The sequence below is a fragment of the Arthrobacter sp. zg-Y820 genome (assembly GCF_030142155.1).
Lineage (GTDB): Bacteria > Actinomycetota > Actinomycetes > Actinomycetales > Micrococcaceae > Arthrobacter_B.
Genome location: NZ_CP126247.1, coordinates 786038 through 805549, shown reverse-complemented (window position 1 = coordinate 805549; position 19512 = coordinate 786038). Strand labels below are relative to the sequence as shown.

The following is a 19512-nucleotide window of genomic DNA, read 5'->3' as shown; positions in this document are numbered from 1 at the left end:
CAACGGTTTCCATTTGATACGCCGCTCAATACCTATGTAATCCGTTTTCAAACCCTTGTTTATTGACGAATTACGGGCTTCAATAACACTCAGGCGCGGCCCGGCCGTGTACGAAAAGCGAACAGAAAGGCACTCCAAACTGTGGAATCCGCACCGGCGTCGGGCGTTGACGAAGCCTCCAAAGCCATCATTGAACAGCTCCAGGCGGATGGGCGCCGGTCCTATGCGGCCATCGGCAAGGCTGTGGGCCTCTCGGAGGCGGCAGTCCGGCAGCGGGTCCAAAAGCTCACCGACGCCGGGGTCATGCAGATTGTTGCCGTCACGGATCCGCTGCAGCTCGGGTTCGCCCGGCAGGCGATGCTGGGCGTTCGGACCAGCGGCGAGGTGGTGGCAACGGCGGACCGGATCGCCGCGCTTGAGCAGGTGGACTACTGCGTGGTGACCGCCGGCTCCTTCGACATTTTTGCGGAAGTGGTCTGCGCCAATGATGAGGACCTGATGGCGCTGGTCAACCGGATCCGTGCCATTCCCGGCGTCACCGGCACTGAAACGTTCATGTATCTCTCCCTGCGGAAGCAGGCCTACAACTGGGGCACAAGATGACCGATACAACAGTTCAGCCTTCAATCGAGCCGACCCCGGCCCGCACGCCGCGCGGCGCTGTCACCCCGCGCGGCACCGACCGGCAGCAGGCCGCCCGGGACCATTTGTGGATGCACATGGCACGCCACTCCGGCTCCGCCGCCGGCGGCAACGTTCCCATCATCACCCGCGGCAGCGGCCACCTGCTCTACGACGACCGAGGGCATGAACTGATCGACGGCCTGGCCGGCCTCTTCGCCGTCCAGGTGGGCCACGGCCGCGAAGAGCTGGCCGAGGCCGCTGCCCGGCAGTCCCGGGAGCTGGCCTTCATGCCGCTGTGGTCCTATGCGCATCCGCCGGCCATCGATTTGGCGGAGCGTTTGGCGGCCGGGGCTCCCGGGGACCTGAACCGGGTCTTCTTTACGACCGGCGGCGGCGAGGCCGTCGAGTCCGCGTGGAAGCTGGCCAAGCAGTTTTTCAAGCTGACCGGCAAGCCGGGGAAGACCAAGGTCATCTCGCGGGCCGTCGCCTACCACGGCACTCCGCAGGGCGCCCTGTCCATCACCGGCATCCCGGACATGAAGGCACCCTTTGAACCGCTGGTTCCCGGCGCCTTCCGGGTCCCCAACACCAACCAGTACCGGGCGCCCGCCGGCCTGTCCGATCCGGAGGCCTTTGGCCGCTGGGCGGCGGACCGGATCGGTGAAGCCATCGAATTCGAAGGCGCCGACACCGTGGCGGCAGTGTTCCTGGAGCCGGTGCAGAACTCCGGCGGCTGCTTTCCGCCGCCCCCCGGCTACTTCGCCCGGGTCCGGGAGATCTGCGACCAGTACGACGTCCTGCTGGTCGCTGACGAAACCATCTGCGCCTTCGGCCGCATCGGCTCGATGTTCGCGTCCACCGACTTTGGCTTTCAGCCCGACATCATCACCTGCGCCAAGGGAATGACCAGCGGCTACGCCCCCATCGGCGCCATGATCGCAACCGACCGCCTGTTCGAACCGTTCACCAAGGGCGACACCACCTTCTACCACGGCTACACCTTCGGCGGGCATCCGGTCTCCGCCGCCGTCGCCATGGCCAACCTGGACATCTTCGACCGGGAGCAGCTCAACGACCGGGTCCGGACCAACGCCCCGGCCTTCCGCGCCACGCTGGAACGGCTCCTGGACCTGCCGATCGTGGGCGACGTCCGCGGCGAGGGCTACTTCTACGGGATCGAGCTCGTGAAGGACAAAACCACCAAGGAAACGTTCACCGACGAGGAGTCCGAGCGCCTGCTGCGCGGCTACGTGTCCACCGCCCTGTACGACGCCGGCCTGTACTGCCGCGCCGATGACCGAGGCGATCCGGTCATTCAGCTGGCCCCGCCCCTGACCATGGGCCAGCCGGAATTCGACCAGATCGAGGCGATCCTGCGCAGCGTGCTCAGCGAGGGGATGAACCATCTCTAGGCATGCGCCGACCGTCAACGGGCGGGTGTCCTTCTGGCACGCAGCCGAGGGGCTGCCGCAGCCCCGGCCCGCGCTGGCGGGGGACTCGACCGCCGACGTCGTTATTGTCGGTGCGGGCTACACCGGCCTGTGGACCGCGTACTACCTGAAGCAGGCCCAACCCGGGCTCGACATTGCCGTGCTGGAAGCCCGGTTCGCCGGGTTCGGCGCCTCGGGCCGCAACGGCGGCTGGCTCACCAACAGCATCACCGGGGGCCGCACCCAGTACGTCCGAACCTCCGGCCGCGCCGTCGTCGGCCGGTTCCAGGAGCTGCTCAACGACACCGTGGACGAGGTGATCAGCGTGGCGGCGGCGGAAGGAATCGACGCCGACATCGTCAAGGGCGGCGAGCTGAACCTGGCGCGGAACCCGGCGCAGCTCGCGCGGCTGCAGGCCTGGGCCGCCGACGAGGCGCAGTGGCCCGAAGCCGGAGCCCGGTTGCTGGACCGCCGCGAGGCCGACGGCCGGGCAGCGGTGGCCGGCTCCCTCGGCGGCCTGTACCAGCCGCACTGCGCGCGGGTGCAGCCGGCCAAGCTCGTCCGCGGACTGGCCCGCACAGTCGAGGCGATGGGCGTGCGGCTCTACGAGGACACGCCCGTCACAGAAATCCGCACCGGCACCGCGGTGACCTCCCGCGGCGTCGTGCGGTGCCGCCACGTCCTGCGGGCCACCGAGGGATTCACCGCTGGGCTGCGGCGTTCTCACCGTGACTGGCTGCCGATGAACTCCTCAATGATCGTTACCGAGCCGCTTCCGGCGAGCGCCTGGGCGGAGATCGGTTGGAACGGCATGGAAGCCATCGCCGACATGGCCCACGCCTACATGTATGCCCAGCGCACGGCGGACGGCCGGATCGCCCTGGGCGGACGCGGCGTTCCTTACCGGTTCGGTTCCCGCACGGATGACGACGGCGCCACGGCGCCCGCCACCGTCCGCCGGCTGCACTCCCTGCTCGGCGAAATGTTCCCCGCGGCGCGCGACACCCGGATCGAGCAGGCCTGGTCCGGTGTCCTGGGCGTGCCGCGCGATTGGAAGGCAACGGTGGGACTGGATCCGTCCACCGGCGTCGGCTGGGCCGGCGGCTACGTGGGGACCGGCGTGGCTGCGGCCAACCTGGCCGGACGCACGCTGCGGGACCTGGTCCTGGGCGAGGACACGGAGCTGACCGTCATGCCCTGGGTGAACCGGACGGTCCGCCGTTGGGAGCCGGAACCGCTGCGCTGGCTGGGCGTGAGAGCCATGTACCAGGCGTACTACGCCGCCGACCGGCGGGAAAACCGCACCCGGAGCGCAGCCACCTCCCCGCTGGCACGCGCCGCTGACCTGGTCTCCGGCCGATGAGCATCCGACCGAACCACCCTGACCGTTGAGAAAGAGAACCCATGCCCACCGTCTATGACCTAGCCGAACGCCGGCATCCGCCGCACCGTGTCGCCGGCGCCCTCGCAGGTGCGGCGGCCCTCCCCTACTGGCTGGACGACCCCGACCGGCCGGCCGAGCTGCCCGCCCTGCAGGCCGGCACGGACACCGATCTGGCCGTCGTGGGCGGCGGTTACACCGGCCTGTGGACGGCGCTGATGGCCAAGGAACGCGATCCCGGCCGAAGGGTGCTGCTGCTGGAGGGCCGCCGGATCGGCTGGGCAGCGTCGGGGCGCAACGGCGGATTCTGCGAGGCCAGCCTGACGCACGGCAAGGCCAACGGCGAAAAGCACCTGCCCGGCGAGGCACATCGGCTGGAGCAGCTGGGGCGGGAGAACCTGCACGAGCTGGCGGAGACCGTTAAGAGGTACGGGATCGACTGCGGGTTCGAATGGACCGGAAGCCTGTCAGTGGCCACCGAAGCGCATCAGGTGGCGGAGCTCGCGGAGGAGGCAGCGGACGATCCGGGACTGGTCTTCCTGGACGGGGAAGCCGTCCGCAAGGAGGTGGACTCCCCGCTCTACCTCGCCGGCCTGTGGGATCGGGAAAGCACAGCACTGCTCAACCCGGCCCGGCTGGCGTGGGGCCTGGCGCGCGCCTGCCGGGAGGCCGGCGTCGTGATCTGCGAAAACACCCCCGTCCGGGCGCTGCACCCGGACGGAAACCGGATTCGGCTGACCACCGACGGCGGCACCGTCACCGCTCGGCACGCGGCGCTGGGCACCAATGCGTTTCCGTCGCTGCTGCGCCGGACCCGCCTGCACACGGTGCCGGTTTACGACTACGCCCTGATGACCGAACCGCTCAGCGACGGCCAGCTCGCCGCCGTCGGCTGGCACAACCGGCAGGGACTGAGCGACCTGAACAACCGGTTCCACTACTACCGCCTGACCACCGACGCCTCCGGCCGGCCCCGGATCCTGTTCGGCGGCTACGACGCGGTCTACCACTACGGCCGGACGCTGCGGCCCGATTACGACCAGCGCCGGGAAACCTTCGACCGGCTGGCCGCGCACTTCCGCGCCACCTTTCCCCAGCTCGACGGCCTTGCCTTCAGCCACGCCTGGGGCGGAGCGGTGGACACCTGCAGCAGGTTCTTTCCGTTCTTCGAAACCGCCCACCAGTCCGCTGTCGCGTACACCGCAGGCTTCACCGGACTGGGTGTGGGAGCCACGCGCTTCGCCGCCAACGTGCTGCTGGACCTGCTCTCCGGCACGCAAACCGAACGCACCCGGCTGGAAATGGTTCGGAAAAAACCGCTGCCGTTTCCGCCGGAACCGGCGGCCTGGCTGGGCATCAAGGCGACGACGGCGGCAATGGTCCGCGCCGACCGCCGGCAGGGCCGGCGCGGGCCGTGGCTCAAGGCGCTGGATTACGCAGGAATGGGGTTTGACTCATGAGCGGCGAAGCAACCGCCCGGTTCTCCGGCGGGCAGGCCTTTCCCGACGGCCACCAGTTCATCAACGGCACCTACCGGCACGGCCACGGGGAGGAAGCTGAGCGCATCAACCCCGCCACCGGGGACACCGCGGAAACCCTGCGCTACGCGGATGCCGGCGATGTGGACGCTGCGGTCGGCGCTGCCCGGGCTGCTTTTCCCGCGTGGTCCCGCTCCACCCCCGCCGAGCGGTCCGATGCCCTGCACCGGCTGGCCGCGCAGCTGCGGGACCGCGCGGATCTGCTCGCGGCCGTCGAATCCGAGCAGACCGGCAAGAGCATCCGGCTGGCCTCCGGGTTTGACGTGCCCGGAACCATCGACAACGCGGTGTTCTTCGCCGGTGCGGCCCGTGCCCTGGACGGTCTCTCCGCCGGGGAGTACGCCCGGGACGCCACCTCCATGATCCGGCGCGAAGCCGTCGGGGTGGTGGGTTCCATAACGCCGTGGAACTATCCGCTGCAGATGGCGGGCTGGAAGATCCTGCCGGCCGTCGCAGCCGGCAACACCATTGTGCTCAAGCCCTCCGAACTCACCCCGGGAACCTCGCTGCTGTTCGCGGAGGCGGCAGCTGCGGCGGGGATTCCGGACGGGGTGATCAACATTGTCACCGGCTCCGGCCGGACCGCCGGCGAGGCCTTGGTGACCCATCCGGACGTGGCCATGACGTCCTTCACCGGGTCCACCGCCGTCGGCCGCCACATCATGGCGCTGGCCGCCCGCACCGGCAAACGCGTGCATCTGGAGCTCGGCGGCAAGGCACCGCTGGTGGTCTTCGACGACGCCGATGTTGAGGCGGCCGCCCACGGTGCCGTGGCCGCGGCCATCATCAACGGCGGCCAGGACTGCACCGCCGCCACCCGCGCCTACATCCAGGGCCCGCTGTTCGAGGCCTTCACCGCACGCGTGGCCGAGCTCATGGACCGGGTGGTCCTGGGCGATCCGCGGGATGAGGCCACGGATCTGGGCGCATTGATCTCGCATGCGCACCGGGACCGGGTGGCCGGCTTCGTCACCCGCGCCCGGGACGCCGGAGCGCGGATCCTGGCCGGCGGAAGCGCGCCGGGCGGCCCCCTGGCCGCCGGCGCCTACTACCGCCCGACGCTGGTGGCCGGTGCCGCGCAGGAGTCGGAAATCGTGCAGCAGGAGGTGTTCGGCCCGGTGCTCACCGCCCTGCCCTTTGACACCGACGACGAGGGACTGGCGCTGGCCAACGACACCCCGTACGGGCTCGCGGCCTCCGCCTGGACCCGGGACCTGAACCGGTCGCTGCGCGCCGCGGCGGAACTTTCAGCGGGCTGCGTCTGGATCAACGAGCACATTCCGATCATCTCGGAAATGCCGCACGGCGGGTACAAGGGATCGGGCTTCGGCAAGGACATGTCCGCGTACTCGCTGCAGGACTACACCAACATCAAGCACGTCATGATGAGCCGGGACACCGCGGCCCACAAGGACTGGCAGGACACCGTCTTCCGGTTGCGCTGAACCGCCGCGATTTCCCGCCCCGTGTGACCCTTGGCATACTTGGACGGGCCTTCGGGCCGGACCGAGATACGTAACCAGAGTGAACGGCATTCCTAATGACTGACCAGACATACAAGCTGATCGCCATGGCGATCTACATGCTCGCCATGTTGGCGATTGGCTGGTGGGCCTACCGGCGCACCACCGACCTCGACGACTACATGCTGGCGGGCCGGGACCTGAAGCCCGGAGTTGCCGCGCTGAGCGCCGGCGCGTCCGACATGTCCGGCTGGCTGCTGATGGGACTGCCGGGCGCCATCTACGTTTCCGGGCTGGTGGAAGGCTGGATCGCCGTCGGCCTCACCGCCGGCGCATGGCTGAACTGGAAGTTCGTAGCCCCGCGGCTGCGGTCCTACACCCTGGTGTCGAACAACTCCATCACGGTGCCCAGCTTCCTGGAGAACCGGCTCAAGGACCGCTCCCGCGTGCTGCGCGTGGTCTCCGGCCTGATCATCCTGATCTTCTTCACGTTCTACGTTTCCTCCGGAATGGTGGCCGGCGGCGTGTTCTTTGAGAGCTCGTTCGGCTCCAGCTACCTGATCGGCATGCTGATCGTGGCCGGCGTGACCATTGCCTACACCCTCTTCGGCGGTTTCCTCGCCGCCAGCTACACCGACGTCGTCCAGGGCCTGATGATGCTGGTTGCACTGGTTATGGTGCCGCTGGTCGGCCTGACCCAGGTCGGCGGCCTGGGCGGCATGACCGATTCACTGCGCGAGATCAACCCGGACATGCTGGACCCGATTGCCGGCGGCACCGCGGTGGGCGTCATCTCTGCCCTGGCCTGGGGCCTGGGCTACTTCGGCCAGCCGCACATCATCGTGCGCTTCATGGCCCTGCGCTCCCCGCAGGATGCCGTGGCCGGACGCCGGATCGGCGTCGCCTGGATGCTCCTGACCGTGATCGGCGCCATCATGACGGCACTGATCGGCGCTGCGTACTTCCAACAGAACGACCTCACGCTGGCCGATCCCGAGGCAGTGTTCCTGAGCCTGGCCCAGTTCTTCTTCCACCCGCTGGTGGCCGGATTTGTCCTGGCCGCCGTGCTGGCCGCGATCATGAGCACGATTTCCTCCCAGCTGATTGTGACGTCCTCGGCCCTGGTGGAGGACCTGTACAAGATTGCGTTCAAGCGCGATGCTTCGCCGCGGTCCCTGGTGATGCTCGGCCGCATGGGTGTGCTGCTGGTGTCGGTGGTGTCGATCCTGATCGCCCTGGACCGCAACGCCTCGATCCTGGAACTGGTGGGCTTTGCCTGGGCCGGCTTCGGCGCGGCCTTCGGCCCCACCATCCTGCTCGCCCTCTACTGGCGCCGGCTCACCACTGCCGGCGCGCTGACCGGCATGATCGCCGGCGCCGCGGTTGCCTTCCTGTGGGGCACGTTCGAAATGCCAGGCGTCCTCGGCGATGTCTACGAAATTATTCCGGGCTTCATCATCAACCTGGTGCTCACCGTGGTGGTCAGCCGGCTGACGTACAAGCCCTCAGCTGAGATCGACGCCGAGTTCGACGACGCCGTGCGAATCGCCAAGGGCGGCGCCGCACCGGCAGAGCCCGCCCGCGTCTAGTTCCGCGCGCGCCCTCCGGGGCTCCGGCCGGTTGTGGTTCCGGCGTCCGGGGTTCCGGGGTCATGGACGCCGTCCTGGAGCGAATAGGTGGGCCAACGCAGCCGGCCGGCCCGAATCCCTCCGGTTTGGTATAAATCGACCGGTTTGGAAGTTCCCTGCCACTGCGGAGTGGCAGGGATCTTCCAAAGTGGCAGGGATCCTCCGAACTGGCAGGAGAATGACAGCCCCTTTCGCAGGTTTCGCAGGTATCCGCCGTCGTTCGCGTTAAGGCGGCCATGGCGCACGCCCTACACCCCGAGCTGGGCCAGCGTGTTCTGCAGGGTCTCCGCGGAGTCCTGCAGCTTCTTGGTCTCGGCGTCGTCCAGCGGCATCTCCAGCATGTCGTACACGCCGTTGATGCCCACGATCGAGGGCAGGGACAGCGCGACGCCGCTGATGCCGTATTCGCCCTGCAGGGACGCCGAGACGGGAAGCACCGCGTTTTCGGCCTGCATCACGGCTTCCACGATCCGAACGCCGGCGAGCCCGATGGCGTAGTTGGTGGCGCCCTTGCCCTCGATCACCCGGTACGCGGCGTTGATGACGTCGTCGGTGACCGCGTCCAGATACGTCTGGGTGAAAACCTGCCGGCCGCTGATCTTCCAGTCCCGGATGGGCACCGGACCGATGGTGGCGTTGGACCAGACCGGGAACTCGGAATCACCGTGCTCACCAATGATGGTGGCGTGCACGCTGGTCATCAGCACATGCGCTTCCCGGGCGAGGAGCAGCCGCAGGCGGGAGGTGTCCAGCACGGTGCCGGAACAGAAGATCCGGTTCCGCGGCAGCCCGGAAACTTTCTGCGCGGCCACCGTCAGCACGTCGCAGGGATTGGTCACCAGGATGTAAACGGCGTCCGGAGCCTGCTCCATTAACTGCGTCATCAGCTTTGAAATGATGTCCACGTTGACGCCCGCCAGCTCCAGCCGGGTCTGCCCCGGCTTTTGACGCGCCCCGGCGGTGATCACGATGACGTCCGAACCGGCGAGGGCCTCGATGCGCCCGCCGCCGGTCACGGTGTTCGCGCCGGTGAACTGCGTGCCGTGGGCCAGGTCCAGGCCCTCGGCCTCCGCACGGGTGGCGTCGATGTCGTAGATGGCGATCTCCCGCGCGGCATCCCGGATGATGGCGGCGTAGGCAAGCGATGTTCCCACGCTTCCCGCACCGACAATTCCCAGCTTGGTAACCGGTCTGGTGGTGATGTTGGCCATGGCAGAGCCCCGCTCACGATTGGAGGAATTCCTCTTCCTAGCAATGGTAGGCGCGGGGTCCGGGCTTGGGAACGGCCCCGGCACCGGGACCGGCGGACCGTTCAAAGGCCGCAGCACGAAATTGTCACCAGGGGGTTTACGCCGCTGCCCGAAGCTCGCACACTCGAACCATGATCAGTAACCCCCGGGCTGACAACAGCGGACCGGACTCCCGCCGAACAGCCAAGGACGGAACAACCTGGGACAGGGTGCTGTCCCACCGGCCGGCGCCCGATCGCGCCGCCGCTGCCGCCCGTTTCGAGGCGGCGGGGTTGTCCGCGGCCATGGTTCAGTCGGTCCTGTCCGACGGCGGCGACCACCTTTATGCTGCCGCCTCGGCCGGGGAGCCGGGGTGGGCCGTCCCCTTTGGCGGCACCCTCGCCGTTGCCCTGCTGGCCGCCGAAGTCGGTGCTCTTGCGGCGCAGCTGGGCCGCAGGGCATCGGGCATCAGATCCCTGGCTGCCGCCGACCTGCTGGAGGATTTCAGTGCGGTCACGGTAGCGGAAGAGCTGGGCGTGTCCCGGCAGAAAATCTACGAAATCGCCAGGGGCGGCCTGCGTGGGCCGCATCTGGACACGGTTCCCTGGAGGTCCCCGTGAATCCGATCAACGAGCGCGTTGCACTGCCGGACGCCAAGACCCACTACCTTGTCCATCCGCTGGACCTCGAGCCGGCCCGGCGGCCGTTCCTGATCGCCTGGGGACTCGGCATCCTGGGCTCGCCGCAGGTCTTCGCTGCCGTTGCCGCCCTGGTCTGGGTGCTGAGCAACAACTTCGTGGCTCCGTTTGTCGCCGCCGGCGCCACCCTGCTCTTCGCGAACCTGGCTTCCGCCTACTTCCGGCGGTCGGCCTGGGGCTTCATCCCGGCCAAGCGGCGGGACAACGAGCGCCAGCTCCGCGGCCTGAACCTGCTGGGCGCCGTCATCGAGGCACTGGCGCTGGCCGCAGCGGTCATCCTGCTGATCCTCTGGTTTGCGGACCGCGATGTGTCCCCCGAGGTCGCTGCCTTCGCCGCCGGCACGGTCTGTGCAGTGGCCGTGCTCATGGCGGCCGACGTCGTGGTCACCGCAGTGCGCACCCGCAGCGGGGCCGCCGTCCTGGGCCCGCTGGTGAACCTGCTGGCCGTCGCCGCGGTGTCCTGGTGGGGCTTTCTGGTGATCGCCGGGCGGACCGGGCCGCTGAGCTGGTCAACGGCCCTCGCCGGAGCCGCGGTGCTGCTGCTGGTGTGGGGCATCTGGCTGGTCTGGACCCTGTGGCAGCGCCGGCGGATTGCGCGCGGCGGGCCGGCCGGCCCGCCCGCCCCGGCTGCGGGTGCGGCCTGATACTGCTGTGGCCGACTGATCCCGCGGTGCATCTAGCGGCCGGCGGCGTACCCCTGCGCTCCCCTGGGGTTGGCGGCTGCCTGCAGCAGGCCGGTCTCCGGATCGCTAACCACCGCGGAGAGGCGGCCCAGGGCCCAGTCCCCGGCCCGGGTGATCACGTGTCCGCGCCGGGACAGGCCCTCGATGACGGCGTCGCCGAGCCGGTCTTCGACCACTGCGCCGCCGGGTGTCCAGGTCCGGGGATAGAAGGACCCGGGAAGCGAGGTGGTGTGCAGGGCCGGCGCGTCCACTGCCTGCTGCGGTGTATAGCCGCCGACGAGCGTGCGCAGCAGATACAGCAGCTGCCACTGGTCCTGCTGGTCACCCCCGGGCGAACCCAGCGCCGTGACCGGCCGGCCGTCCCGAAGCACCAGCGTGGGCGTGAGCGTGGTCCGGGGGCGCCTGCCGGCCGCCAAGGTGGACGGAGCACCGGCTTCCAGCCAGGTCATCTGCAGCCGCGACCCCAGGCAGAACCCGAGGTCCGGAATGGTGGGCGAGGACTGCAGCCAGCCGCCCGACGGCGTGGCGGAGACAATGTTGCCCCACTGGTCCACGACGTCGATGTGGCAGGTGTCGCCGCGGGTCTCCCCCGTGGGTAGAACCGTCGGTTCGCCCACTCCGGCGAAGGCCGCGCCCGCCAGCGCCGGCGCGAGGTATTCGGTGCGCAGCGGCGGCACAAACGGCGTGCGGCCGGGGACCGTTCCGGGCCGGAACTCGTGGGAAGCGCGGTCGGTGATCAGGGCGCGGCGCCCGGCGGCGTACTCCTCGCTGAGCAGGTAGTCCAGGGGAACCCCGGCCCGCGTGTCTCCGGCATCGCCGTAGTAGGCCTCCCGATCGGCGATGGCCAGCTTCTGCGCTTCCAGGATGGTGTGCGCGCCCAGCTCGGTGGAGGGATCCAGCCGCTCGTCGTCAAAGCCGGCCAGGATGGCCAGGGTCTGCAGCAGCGCCGGCCCCTGGCCCCAGGGTCCGGTCTTGGCAATGGTGTGGCCGCGGAAGTCAAAGGTCAGCGCCGGCTCGTAGGCTGCACTGCAGGACGCAAAGTCCGCCAGGGTCAGCACCCCGGCGTGATCCGAGCCGGACGAATGGCGGTGCGGCACCGACAGGAAGTCGACGGCGGCACGGGCCACAAACCCTTCGCGCCATTCGCGGCGGGCCGCATCGATGCGCTCCTCCCGGCTGCCCTCCGGGCTGCCGGCCGCCGCCAACCGGTCCAGGACCGCCGCATAGGCCTCGTTGCGGATGATCTCCCCGTCCTGCGGAATCCGTCCGCCGGGCATCCACTGCTCCGCGGAGGTGGGCCAGTGCCGGGCGAACAGGTCAGCGACGGAGGCGATCGTGGCGCCGACCCTGCCCAGCACCGGATGCCCGTCGCGGGCGTAGCCGACGGCGTAGGCCAGCACGTCGGCAAGTTCCCAGGTGCCGTGGTCCCGGAGCAGCATCAGCCAGGCGTCGACGGCGGCCGGAACGGCAGCTGCCAGGGCACCGGCGCCGGGCACCAGCTCCAGGCCCTCGGCGCGGTAGTGCTCCGGCGTCGCCGCCGCCGGAGCCGGGCCCTGCCCCATCAGGACCACTGGTTCGGAGGGGTTGGCGGCGGTAACGAAAATCCCTGTCATGTCCCCGCCCGGCCCGTTCAGGTGCGGTTCGACCACGTGCAGGACGAATGCTGCCGCCGCGGCGGCGTCAAAGGCGTTGCCGCCGCGTTCGAGCACCGCCTGCGAGGAGGCCGTGGCCAGCCAGTGGGTGGAGGCGCTCATGCCGAAGGTGCCCTGGAGCGTGGGACGGGTGGTGAAGGAATCGGGTGCTGTGAAAGTCACGGTGGCTGGTGTTCCTGTCGCTGGAAGCCGGCGGGCCGGGGGTCAATACCAACGAAGCTACACCCGGAACTTCGGATACAGTTGCCGGCAGCATCCTCTAGGTACGGGAGTTTTACAACGTGAAGCGATTGAATGCGGTGCCCACCGACCGGGTGCACCTGTGGCTGATGCTTGCGCTGACGTTCTCCACCGGGGTGGTGGACGCCGTCGGCTATCTCGGACTGGACCGGGTGTTCACCGGAAATATGACGGGAAACGTCGTCCTCCTGGGCATGGCCTTTGCCGACGGAGGGCAGCTGCCGATTCTGCGGCCCACGCTGGCGCTGATCTTTTTCATGCTCGGAGCCGCCCTGGCCGGCCGCATGCTGCGCAAGGGTCCCGAGGGCTGGTCTTCGCGCACCTCCATCGCGCTGATTGTGGTGGCCGCCGGGCTCACGGCGCTCGCGGTCTTCGTGGCAGTCGCCGATGTCCAGGGCAACTCCACGCTGGGCAGCCTCACCACTTCCTCGATGGCCACGGTCATGGGCGTTCAGGCCGCCACTGCCAAACGGCTGAAAGTCGCCGAGATCACCACGGTGGTGGTGACGTCCACCATCACCGGGCTGGCCTCGGATTCGAAGCTGGCCGGCGGCGACAGCCGGTTTTGGCAGCGGCGTGCGCTGGCTGTCGCGCTGATCCTGGCGGGCGCCGTCGCCGGGGCTGCCGCGCTGAAAGTCGGACTGTGGCTGGGGCTGGCCGTGTCCGCAGCGATCTCCATTGCGGTGGCGGCGGCCGGCTACGTGCGCCATCACCGCGAAAGCGCGGCAGGTGCGAAAGCGGCAACCGAGGCCGGATAGCCCCGGGCGGGGGCGCCGGTGTACCAGGCGCCGTTTCTGCCTTAAAGTTGGTCCATGCCCGCACAGGATGTTGCCGATTGGACCCCGGTCCTCACCGACCGGCTGATCCTGCGGCGTCCGGAAGGCGCCGATGAACCGGCGGCCCTGGACCTGCACACGGACCCGCGCACCAACGTTCACCATCCGGCGCCGCGCTCAGTGACCCGGGCGTCGTCGGCCCGGATTTTCCACGAAATCGGGCTGCACTGGTACCGCCACGGCTTCGGCGTCTGGGCGGTGACCACGCAGGCGGACCCGCAGACACTCATCGGATTCACCGGGCTCTCCCACCGGCTCGTGCAGTCCCGGCCCGCACTGAACCTCTATTACCGCTACGTTCCGGAGGCCTGGGGCCGGGGCTACGCCACGGAAGGCGCCCGGGAAGCGGTCCGGCTGGCGGAAAAGCTGCTGCCGGGGCTGCCGGTGATTGCCTACACCACCGCTGACAACCTCGGTTCGCAGCAGACGGCGCTCGCGGCCGGGCTCACCCGCCGCGAGGATCTCGACGTCGACCGCGGATCGTACACCGACATCTATCTGGCCCGCGGCTGGTACACCGACCCCCTGTAGCCGCGCGCGCCCGCCGGACCGCCGCCTGCTTTCCGCCGTCGTCAACCCCGTGCCGCCGATGGCGGGTATTTCACCGGCAGTCGGCGCCGACTCCGGCGTACCGGCCTACGCTGAATGGTGGACCGGCCTGCCCTGTCCGCTCTCGCTGCCGCAGTTGGACTGTACCCACACCACGCCGTGTTTTTCCGTTGGCGCCGCCGTGCGGCGCGACCCGGAGGTCACCATGGAAAGCTTCACACCCACCACCGATGCGGTAGCCAACAGCGTGACGTTGTCAGCGCTGCTGGCCCTCGTCCCCCTCCTCGTGTTTTTCCTCCTGCTGGCCTTCGCCAAGACCAAAGCCTATGTTGCCGGGGCGTGGGCACTGCTCGCCGCCCTGGTCATCGGGGTCCTCGGGTTCGGCATGCCGGTGGGACTGGCCCTGCTGTCCGCCACGCAGGGCGCTGCCTTTGGCCTGTTTCCGGTCGTCTGGATCATCATCATGGCCGTCTGGCTCTACCAGGTCACGGTGCTCAGCGGCCGGTTCGAGGATCTGCGCCGCGTGTTCGACGCCGTCGGCGGCGGGGACCTGCGCGTCCAGGCCATCCTGGTGGCTTTCTGCTTCGGCGGGCTGCTGGAGGCGCTGGCCGGCTTCGGCGCCCCCGTGGCGATCACCGTCACCATGCTGCTGGCCCTGGGCATCGCTCCGGTCCGGGCCGCCAGCGCCGTCCTGGTGGCCAACACGGCGCCGGTCGCCTTCGGCGCGCTCGCCATCCCGATTACGACGGCGGCCAACCTCACCAGCTACACCGGGGACGAAATCGCTGCAGTCGTGGGACGCCAGACTCCGCTGCTGGCCGTCTTCATCCCGCTGGTGCTGCTGATCATTTTGGACGGCAAACGCGGGGTGCGGGACTGCTGGCCGGTGGCACTGTTCACCGGCCTCGTGTTCGCCGTGGCCCAGTTCCTGTGCTCGAACTACTTCTCCTACGAACTGACCGACATTCTGGCGTCGCTGGTCGCAATGGCCGCCGCCGTGGGTTTCCTGCGGATCTGGCATCCCCGAAACGGGCAGGAAGCCGACGCCCGGATGAGCAAGGAACTCGCCGAGGCCCGGGCCTCGGGCTGGACTCCGTCGGGGGCGGGCTCCTCGGACATCGGCACGGCCGCGAGCGACACCGCCGCGGACCGGCTCACCCCCGGCCGGGCCTGGATGGCCCTGTTTCCCTACGTCCTGGTGATTGTCATTTTCGGCATCGTGAACCTCTGGACGTGGGGCGTCGACATTCCCGAGGCCCTGGCGAAAACCACCATCGAGATCCCCTGGCCTGTCCTTCACGAGTCCCTGCTGGACGCCAACGGGCAGCAACAGTCCTCCACAATCTACGACTTTGAATGGCTGATCAGTCCCGGCACGCTGCTGCTGATCAGCGGCCTGATCGTGGCACTGGTCTATTCCAGGTTCAACGACAACGGCAGGTATCCCCTGACGATAGGCGCGGCAGTTCGGGAAATCGGCCTCACCGCGGTCCGGATGCGTTCGGCCGCGCTGACCATCCTGGCGGTCCTGGCGCTGGCCTACGTGATGAACTTTTCGGGCCAGACGGTCTCCATCGGCACCTGGCTCGCCGGCACCGGCGCCTTCTTCGCGTTCCTCTCCCCCGTGCTGGGCTGGATCGGCACCGCCGTCACCGGTTCGGACACCTCGGCCAATGCCCTGTTTGCCAAGCTGCAGGAAACGGCCGGCGCGCAGGCAGGACTCGACCCGAAGCTGATGGTCGCCGCCAACACCGGCGGCGGGGTGATGGGCAAGCTGATCAGCCCGCAGAACCTGGCGATCGGCGCGGCGGCGGTGAACATGAGCGGGCAGGAATCCGTCCTGTTCCGCAAGGTGCTGGGGTGGAGCGTTGGACTGTTGCTGGTGCTGTGCGTGATCGTCTTCCTGCAGTCCACGCCGGTGCTGGGCTGGATGCTTCCGTAGTACGCAACGGAACCCGGCGGTGGGTGTGCGCAATTGACACGCCCCGGAAAAGCACCGGAAACAAAAGAAATATCAGGGAAACGTTAGTCGCCAAAACATGAAACACGAGTGACCTAAGTTGAGGGAAACGGCCCGGAAAGGGCCCGCTCAATTGTCTGCGCTGCTGAAACAGTGCGGCCCCTCAGAAATAGGTGCGTTATGAAAGTACACGGCAAAAAAGGCGCTTTCATCCCTGTGGCAGCGGCAGTGCTGGCGGCCACGCTGGCCGGCTGCGGCTCGCAGATCAGCGACCCTGCCGAGGCCGGGGAGGCAACCGGCGGCCCCGAGTCCTGCGTGGACACCTCCGGCGACAGCGTCAAGGTCGGGTTTCTGAATTCCCTTTCCGGCACCATGGCCATTTCCGAGAGCACCGTGTTCGATTCGCTGTCCCTGGCGGCCGAGGAAATCAACGCTGACGGCGGCGTGCTGGGCAAGCAGTTGGAGGTCATCAGCGAAGACGGCGCCTCCGAGCCCACCAAGTTCGCGGAGCGGGCGGGCAAGCTGATCCAGCAGGACTGCACCGCCGCGGTGTTTGGCGGCTGGACCTCCTCCTCCCGCAAGGCCATGCTGCCGGTGTTCGAGTCCAACAATTCACTGCTTTTCTATCCGGTGCAGTATGAGGGCCTGGAATCTTCGGAGAACATTTTCTACACCGGCGCCACGACAAACCAGCAGATCATCCCGGCCCTTGATTATCTGGCGGAGCAGGGCACCAAAACGATCTTCCTGGTTGGCAGCGACTATGTGTTTCCGCGGACCGCCAACAAGATCATCAATGCCTACGCCGAGGCGCACGGCATGGAAATTGTCGGCGAGGAATACACGCCCCTGGGCTCCACCGAGTTCTCGACCATCGTCAACAAGGTCCGCGACTCCGGAGCCGACGCCGTGTTCAACACCCTGAACGGCGACTCCAATGTGGCCTTCTTCCGCCAGTACAAGAGCGTGGGCCTGACGGCGGACGCCATGCCCGTGGTCTCCGTTTCCATTGCCGAGGAGGAGGTCCCCGGCATCGGACTGGAAAACATCGAAGGCCAGCTCACCGCCTGGGACTATTACCAGACCCTGGAAAGCCCGGCCAACACCGCCTTCGTCACCGCCTTCAAGGACAAGTACGGCGCCGACCGCGTCACCAGCGACCCGATGGAAGCCGCCTACACCTCGCTCTACCTGTGGAAGGCCATGGTGGAAAAGGCCGGATCCTTCGACGTGGACAAGGTGCAGGACGCGGCCGACGGCGTGAGTGTCGAAGCGCCCGAAGGCACCGTCACCGTCAACGGCGAGAACAACCACATCACCAAGACCCCGCGCATCGGCAAGATCACCCCGGACGGGCTGATCGAAACCGTCTGGGAAGCTCCCGAAGCCGTGGAACCGGATCCGTTCCTGTTGAGCTACGACTGGGCCTCGGGCCTGTCCTAGCCGTACCGCTCCCTCCCGGCGTCCCCGCCCGGCGTCCCCGCGGCGCCGTCTTAGCTTCCGCTTCCCCTGTGAAAGGTCCACCTTTATGGAACTGCTGATCGGACAGATGTTTGCCGGGCTCAGCCTCGGCTCGGTGCTGCTGCTTGCAGCACTGGGCCTGTCGTTGACCTTCGGCCAGATGGGCGTCATCAACATGGCGCACGGTGAGTTCATCATGGCCGGCGCCTACACCGCCTTTGTGGTGCAGCAGAGCCTGGGCAGCGCCGGGGTGTCACTGCTGGTGTCCCTGCCGGCAGCCTTCCTCGTGGGCGGGGTCATGGGGCTGGCATTGGAGGGCCTGCTGCTGAAGCGGATGTACCACCGGCCACTGGACACCCTGCTGGTGACTTTCGGGGTTTCGCTGATCCTGCAGCAGGTGGCCCGCGACGTCTTCGGCGCACCGAGCGTGGACGTCCGGGTGCCGTCCTGGCTGCAGGGCAACGTGGAACTGCTGGGTGCGCCGATTCCGCTGACCCGGCTGTTCATCCTCGCCCTGGCCCTGGCCTGCCTCGCGGCGCTGGCCCTGCTGCTGAAGGCCACGCCACTGGGCCGGCGGATCCGCGCCGTCGTCGTCAACCGGGATCTGGCCGAAGCCAGCGGCATTTCCTCGCGCCGCACCGATCAGCTCACCTTCTTTATTGGCTCCGGCCTGGCCGGAGTCGCGGGGGTGGCGGTGACGCTGATCGGTTCCACCAGCCCCTATCTCGGACCGAACTACATCGTTGACGCCTTCCTGGTGGTCGTGGCCGGCGGGATCGGCCAGATCAAGGGGGCGGCCATCGCGGCGTTTGCGCTGGGCGTTCTGCAGTCGGTGTTCGAGTTCTCCACCACCGCCAGCATCGGCAAGGTGCTGATCCTGGCGGCCATCGTGATTTTCCTGCAGGTCCGCCCGCAGGGCATCTTCACCCTCAAGACCAGGAGCCTGGCATGAGCACCGCAACAGCACGCAGAGCACACACCGCCCGCGCCGGCGCAGCGGGCAACGGAGCCGCAGGCACACCGCGGCTGTCCGGGCAGCTGGCGGCCTTCGGCCGGTCCCGGTCCGGTGTCCTCACCGGATTTGCCGCCGGCGCCGCGCTGCTCCTGGTGGCCGCTCCCGCGCTGCTGCCGATCTTCAGCCTGACCCTGCTCGGCAAGTTCATCTGTTTCGCGATCGTGGCCGTGGGCATCGGCCTGGCCTGGGGCCGGGGCGGCATGCTCACCCTGGGCCAGGGCGTGTTCTTCGGCCTCGGCGCCTACATCATGGCCATGCACATGAAGCTTGCCGACGCCGCGCTCTTCGGCGGCACCGGGGTTCCGGATTTCATGATGCTCTACGGCTCCGGCACCGTGCCGGGCTGGTGGGAACCGTTCCGCAGCCCGGTGGTGACGCTTGCCGCCGTCGTGCTGGTGCCCGGACTGGTGGCCCTGGTGCTGGGCCTGGCGATCTTCAAACGCCGGGTCAAGGGCGCGTACTTCGCGATCCTCAGCCAGGCGCTGGCTGCCGCGTTTGCGGTGCTGCTGATTGGGCAGCAGGCCACCACCGGCGGATCCAACGGGCTCAGCGGTTTCCGGTCCTTCTTCGGCCTGGACCTGGCCGATCCGGCCAACAAGCGGATGCTGTACCTGCTCGCCGCCGTCGTGCTCCTGGTCGTGGTGGCCGCAGCCCGGCAGCTGATGCACAGCCGCTTCGGCGAGCTGCTGGTCGCGGTGCGTGACCAGGAGGAGCGGGTGCGGTTCCTCGGCTACGATCCGGCAACAGTCAAAACCGTGGTCTACGTTCTGGCCGCCGTGATGGCCGGCGTCGCCGGCGCGCTGTTCGTGCCGCTGGTGGGCATCATTTCCCCGGCCGACGTCGGGGTGACCCCCTCGATTGCCTTCCTGATCGGCGTGGCGATCGGCGGCCGGGCCACGGTCCTGGGTCCGGTGCTCGGTGCGCTGGGCGTGGCCATTGCGCAGACCTCGCTGGCCTCGACCTTCCCGTCGTTCTGGGTGTACTTCCAGGGCCTGCTGTTCGTGCTGGTCATCGGCTTCCTGCCCGGAGGCCTGGCCTCGCTGCCCGGGCTGCTCGGCCGGATGCGGCGGCGCAAAGATGATGCCGACGACGGTTCCCTGCCCTCCGCTTCGAAGGAGTCCTGAC

General features: G+C 68.4%; 16 protein-coding genes. 14 read left to right on the top strand and 2 right to left on the bottom strand.

Going from position 1 to position 19512, the window contains the following annotated elements; translation table 11 throughout:
* The first annotated feature begins 141 nt into the window (after positions 1 to 141).
* The 6 genes from QNO08_RS03600 (at position 142) to putP (ending at position 8025) form a co-directional block, all read left to right on the top strand.
* Positions 142 to 603 carry an Lrp/AsnC family transcriptional regulator gene (locus QNO08_RS03600; protein ID WP_229964549.1) on the top strand — a complete coding sequence of 154 codons (462 nt, stop codon included), beginning with the start codon at positions 142 to 144 and terminating at the stop codon, positions 601 to 603.
* Positions 600 to 2036, top strand: coding sequence for an aspartate aminotransferase family protein (locus QNO08_RS03595; protein ID WP_269439117.1), 1437 nt, complete (start codon positions 600 to 602; stop codon positions 2034 to 2036). Before QNO08_RS03600 ends, QNO08_RS03595 begins: the two co-directional genes overlap by 4 nt.
* Positions 2037 to 2061: 25 nt before the next feature.
* Positions 2062 to 3417 (top strand): NAD(P)/FAD-dependent oxidoreductase, encoded by a 1356-nt coding sequence (locus QNO08_RS03590; RefSeq protein WP_229964548.1) that lies wholly within the window; start codon positions 2062 to 2064, stop codon positions 3415 to 3417.
* Positions 3418 to 3458: 41 nt separating this feature from the next.
* On the top strand, positions 3459 to 4895 hold the full coding sequence (locus tag QNO08_RS03585) for an NAD(P)/FAD-dependent oxidoreductase (protein WP_229964547.1): 1437 nt from the start codon (positions 3459 to 3461) through the stop codon (positions 4893 to 4895).
* Positions 4892 to 6418 carry a gamma-aminobutyraldehyde dehydrogenase gene (locus QNO08_RS03580; protein WP_229964546.1) on the top strand — a complete coding sequence of 509 codons (1527 nt, stop codon included), beginning with the start codon at positions 4892 to 4894 and terminating at the stop codon, positions 6416 to 6418. The genes QNO08_RS03585 and QNO08_RS03580 overlap by 4 nt, the downstream gene beginning before the upstream one ends.
* Before the next feature lie 95 nt (positions 6419 to 6513).
* Positions 6514 to 8025, top strand: coding sequence for a sodium/proline symporter PutP (gene putP / locus QNO08_RS03575; protein ID WP_229964545.1), 1512 nt, complete (start codon positions 6514 to 6516; stop codon positions 8023 to 8025).
* Positions 8026 to 8312: 287 nt separating this feature from the next.
* Here the strand turns inward: putP and QNO08_RS03570 are convergent, their stop codons facing one another.
* Complete coding sequence (locus QNO08_RS03570; RefSeq protein ID WP_229964544.1) at positions 8313 to 9275, bottom strand: L-lactate dehydrogenase; 963 nt, start codon at positions 9273 to 9275, stop codon at positions 8313 to 8315.
* 170 nt (positions 9276 to 9445) lie between these two features.
* On the opposite strand from QNO08_RS03570, the gene QNO08_RS03565 reads away from it, so the two are divergent.
* On the top strand, positions 9446 to 9913 hold the full coding sequence (locus QNO08_RS03565; RefSeq protein WP_229964543.1) for a hypothetical protein: 468 nt from the start codon (positions 9446 to 9448) through the stop codon (positions 9911 to 9913).
* The gene (locus QNO08_RS03560; RefSeq protein ID WP_229964542.1) at positions 9910 to 10635 is read left to right on the top strand and encodes a hypothetical protein; all 726 of its coding nucleotides are present in this window, start codon (positions 9910 to 9912) and stop codon (positions 10633 to 10635) included. Before QNO08_RS03565 ends, QNO08_RS03560 begins: the two co-directional genes overlap by 4 nt.
* 32 nt (positions 10636 to 10667) lie before the next feature.
* Here the strand turns inward: QNO08_RS03560 and QNO08_RS03555 are convergent, their stop codons facing one another.
* Positions 10668 to 12488 carry a gamma-glutamyltransferase family protein gene (locus QNO08_RS03555; protein WP_229964541.1) on the bottom strand — a complete coding sequence of 607 codons (1821 nt, stop codon included), beginning with the start codon at positions 12486 to 12488 and terminating at the stop codon, positions 10668 to 10670.
* A 119-nt stretch (positions 12489 to 12607) separates the two neighbouring features.
* On the opposite strand from QNO08_RS03555, the gene QNO08_RS03550 reads away from it, so the two are divergent.
* From QNO08_RS03550 to urtC, 6 genes are all read left to right on the top strand, one after another.
* A complete protein-coding gene (locus QNO08_RS03550) occupies positions 12608 to 13324 on the top strand; it encodes a YoaK family protein (protein ID WP_229964540.1) in 717 nt (238 codons plus the stop codon).
* A 54-nt stretch (positions 13325 to 13378) separates the two neighbouring features.
* Complete coding sequence (locus QNO08_RS03545) at positions 13379 to 13933, top strand: GNAT family N-acetyltransferase (RefSeq protein WP_229964539.1); 555 nt, start codon at positions 13379 to 13381, stop codon at positions 13931 to 13933.
* A 223-nt stretch (positions 13934 to 14156) separates the two neighbouring features.
* Complete coding sequence (locus tag QNO08_RS03540; RefSeq protein ID WP_229965025.1) at positions 14157 to 15893, top strand: L-lactate permease; 1737 nt, start codon at positions 14157 to 14159, stop codon at positions 15891 to 15893.
* Between the two features lie 198 nt (positions 15894 to 16091).
* Entirely contained in the window at positions 16092 to 17354 is a 1263-nt protein-coding gene (gene urtA, locus QNO08_RS03535; RefSeq protein ID WP_231712015.1) for an urea ABC transporter substrate-binding protein, read from the top strand.
* A gap of 85 nt (positions 17355 to 17439) precedes the next feature.
* Positions 17440 to 18324: an urea ABC transporter permease subunit UrtB gene (gene urtB / locus QNO08_RS03530; protein ID WP_229964537.1), complete on the top strand. Its 885-nt coding sequence runs from the start codon at positions 17440 to 17442 to the stop codon at positions 18322 to 18324.
* Positions 18321 to 19511 carry an urea ABC transporter permease subunit UrtC gene (urtC, locus tag QNO08_RS03525; protein WP_229964536.1) on the top strand — a complete coding sequence of 397 codons (1191 nt, stop codon included), beginning with the start codon at positions 18321 to 18323 and terminating at the stop codon, positions 19509 to 19511. The genes urtB and urtC overlap by 4 nt, the downstream gene beginning before the upstream one ends.
* Position 19512 lies beyond the last annotated feature (1 nt).

Coding starts and splice junctions, on each gene's coding strand:
- QNO08_RS03595 (WP_269439117.1), top strand. CDS start 600: ATGACCGATACAACAGTTCAGCCTTCAATCGAGCCGACCCCGGCCCGC.
- QNO08_RS03585 (WP_229964547.1), top strand. CDS start 3,459: ATGCCCACCGTCTATGACCTAGCCGAACGCCGGCATCCGCCGCACCGT.
- QNO08_RS03580 (WP_229964546.1), top strand. CDS start 4,892: ATGAGCGGCGAAGCAACCGCCCGGTTCTCCGGCGGGCAGGCCTTTCCC.
- putP (WP_229964545.1), top strand. CDS start 6,514: ATGACTGACCAGACATACAAGCTGATCGCCATGGCGATCTACATGCTC.
- QNO08_RS03570 (WP_229964544.1), bottom strand. CDS start 9,275: ATGGCCAACATCACCACCAGACCGGTTACCAAGCTGGGAATTGTCGGT.
- QNO08_RS03565 (WP_229964543.1), top strand. CDS start 9,446: ATGATCAGTAACCCCCGGGCTGACAACAGCGGACCGGACTCCCGCCGA.
- QNO08_RS03545 (WP_229964539.1), top strand. CDS start 13,379: ATGCCCGCACAGGATGTTGCCGATTGGACCCCGGTCCTCACCGACCGG.
- QNO08_RS03540 (WP_229965025.1), top strand. CDS start 14,157: ATGGAAAGCTTCACACCCACCACCGATGCGGTAGCCAACAGCGTGACG.
- urtA (WP_231712015.1), top strand. CDS start 16,092: ATGAAAGTACACGGCAAAAAAGGCGCTTTCATCCCTGTGGCAGCGGCA.
- urtB (WP_229964537.1), top strand. CDS start 17,440: ATGGAACTGCTGATCGGACAGATGTTTGCCGGGCTCAGCCTCGGCTCG.
- urtC (WP_229964536.1), top strand. CDS start 18,321: ATGAGCACCGCAACAGCACGCAGAGCACACACCGCCCGCGCCGGCGCA.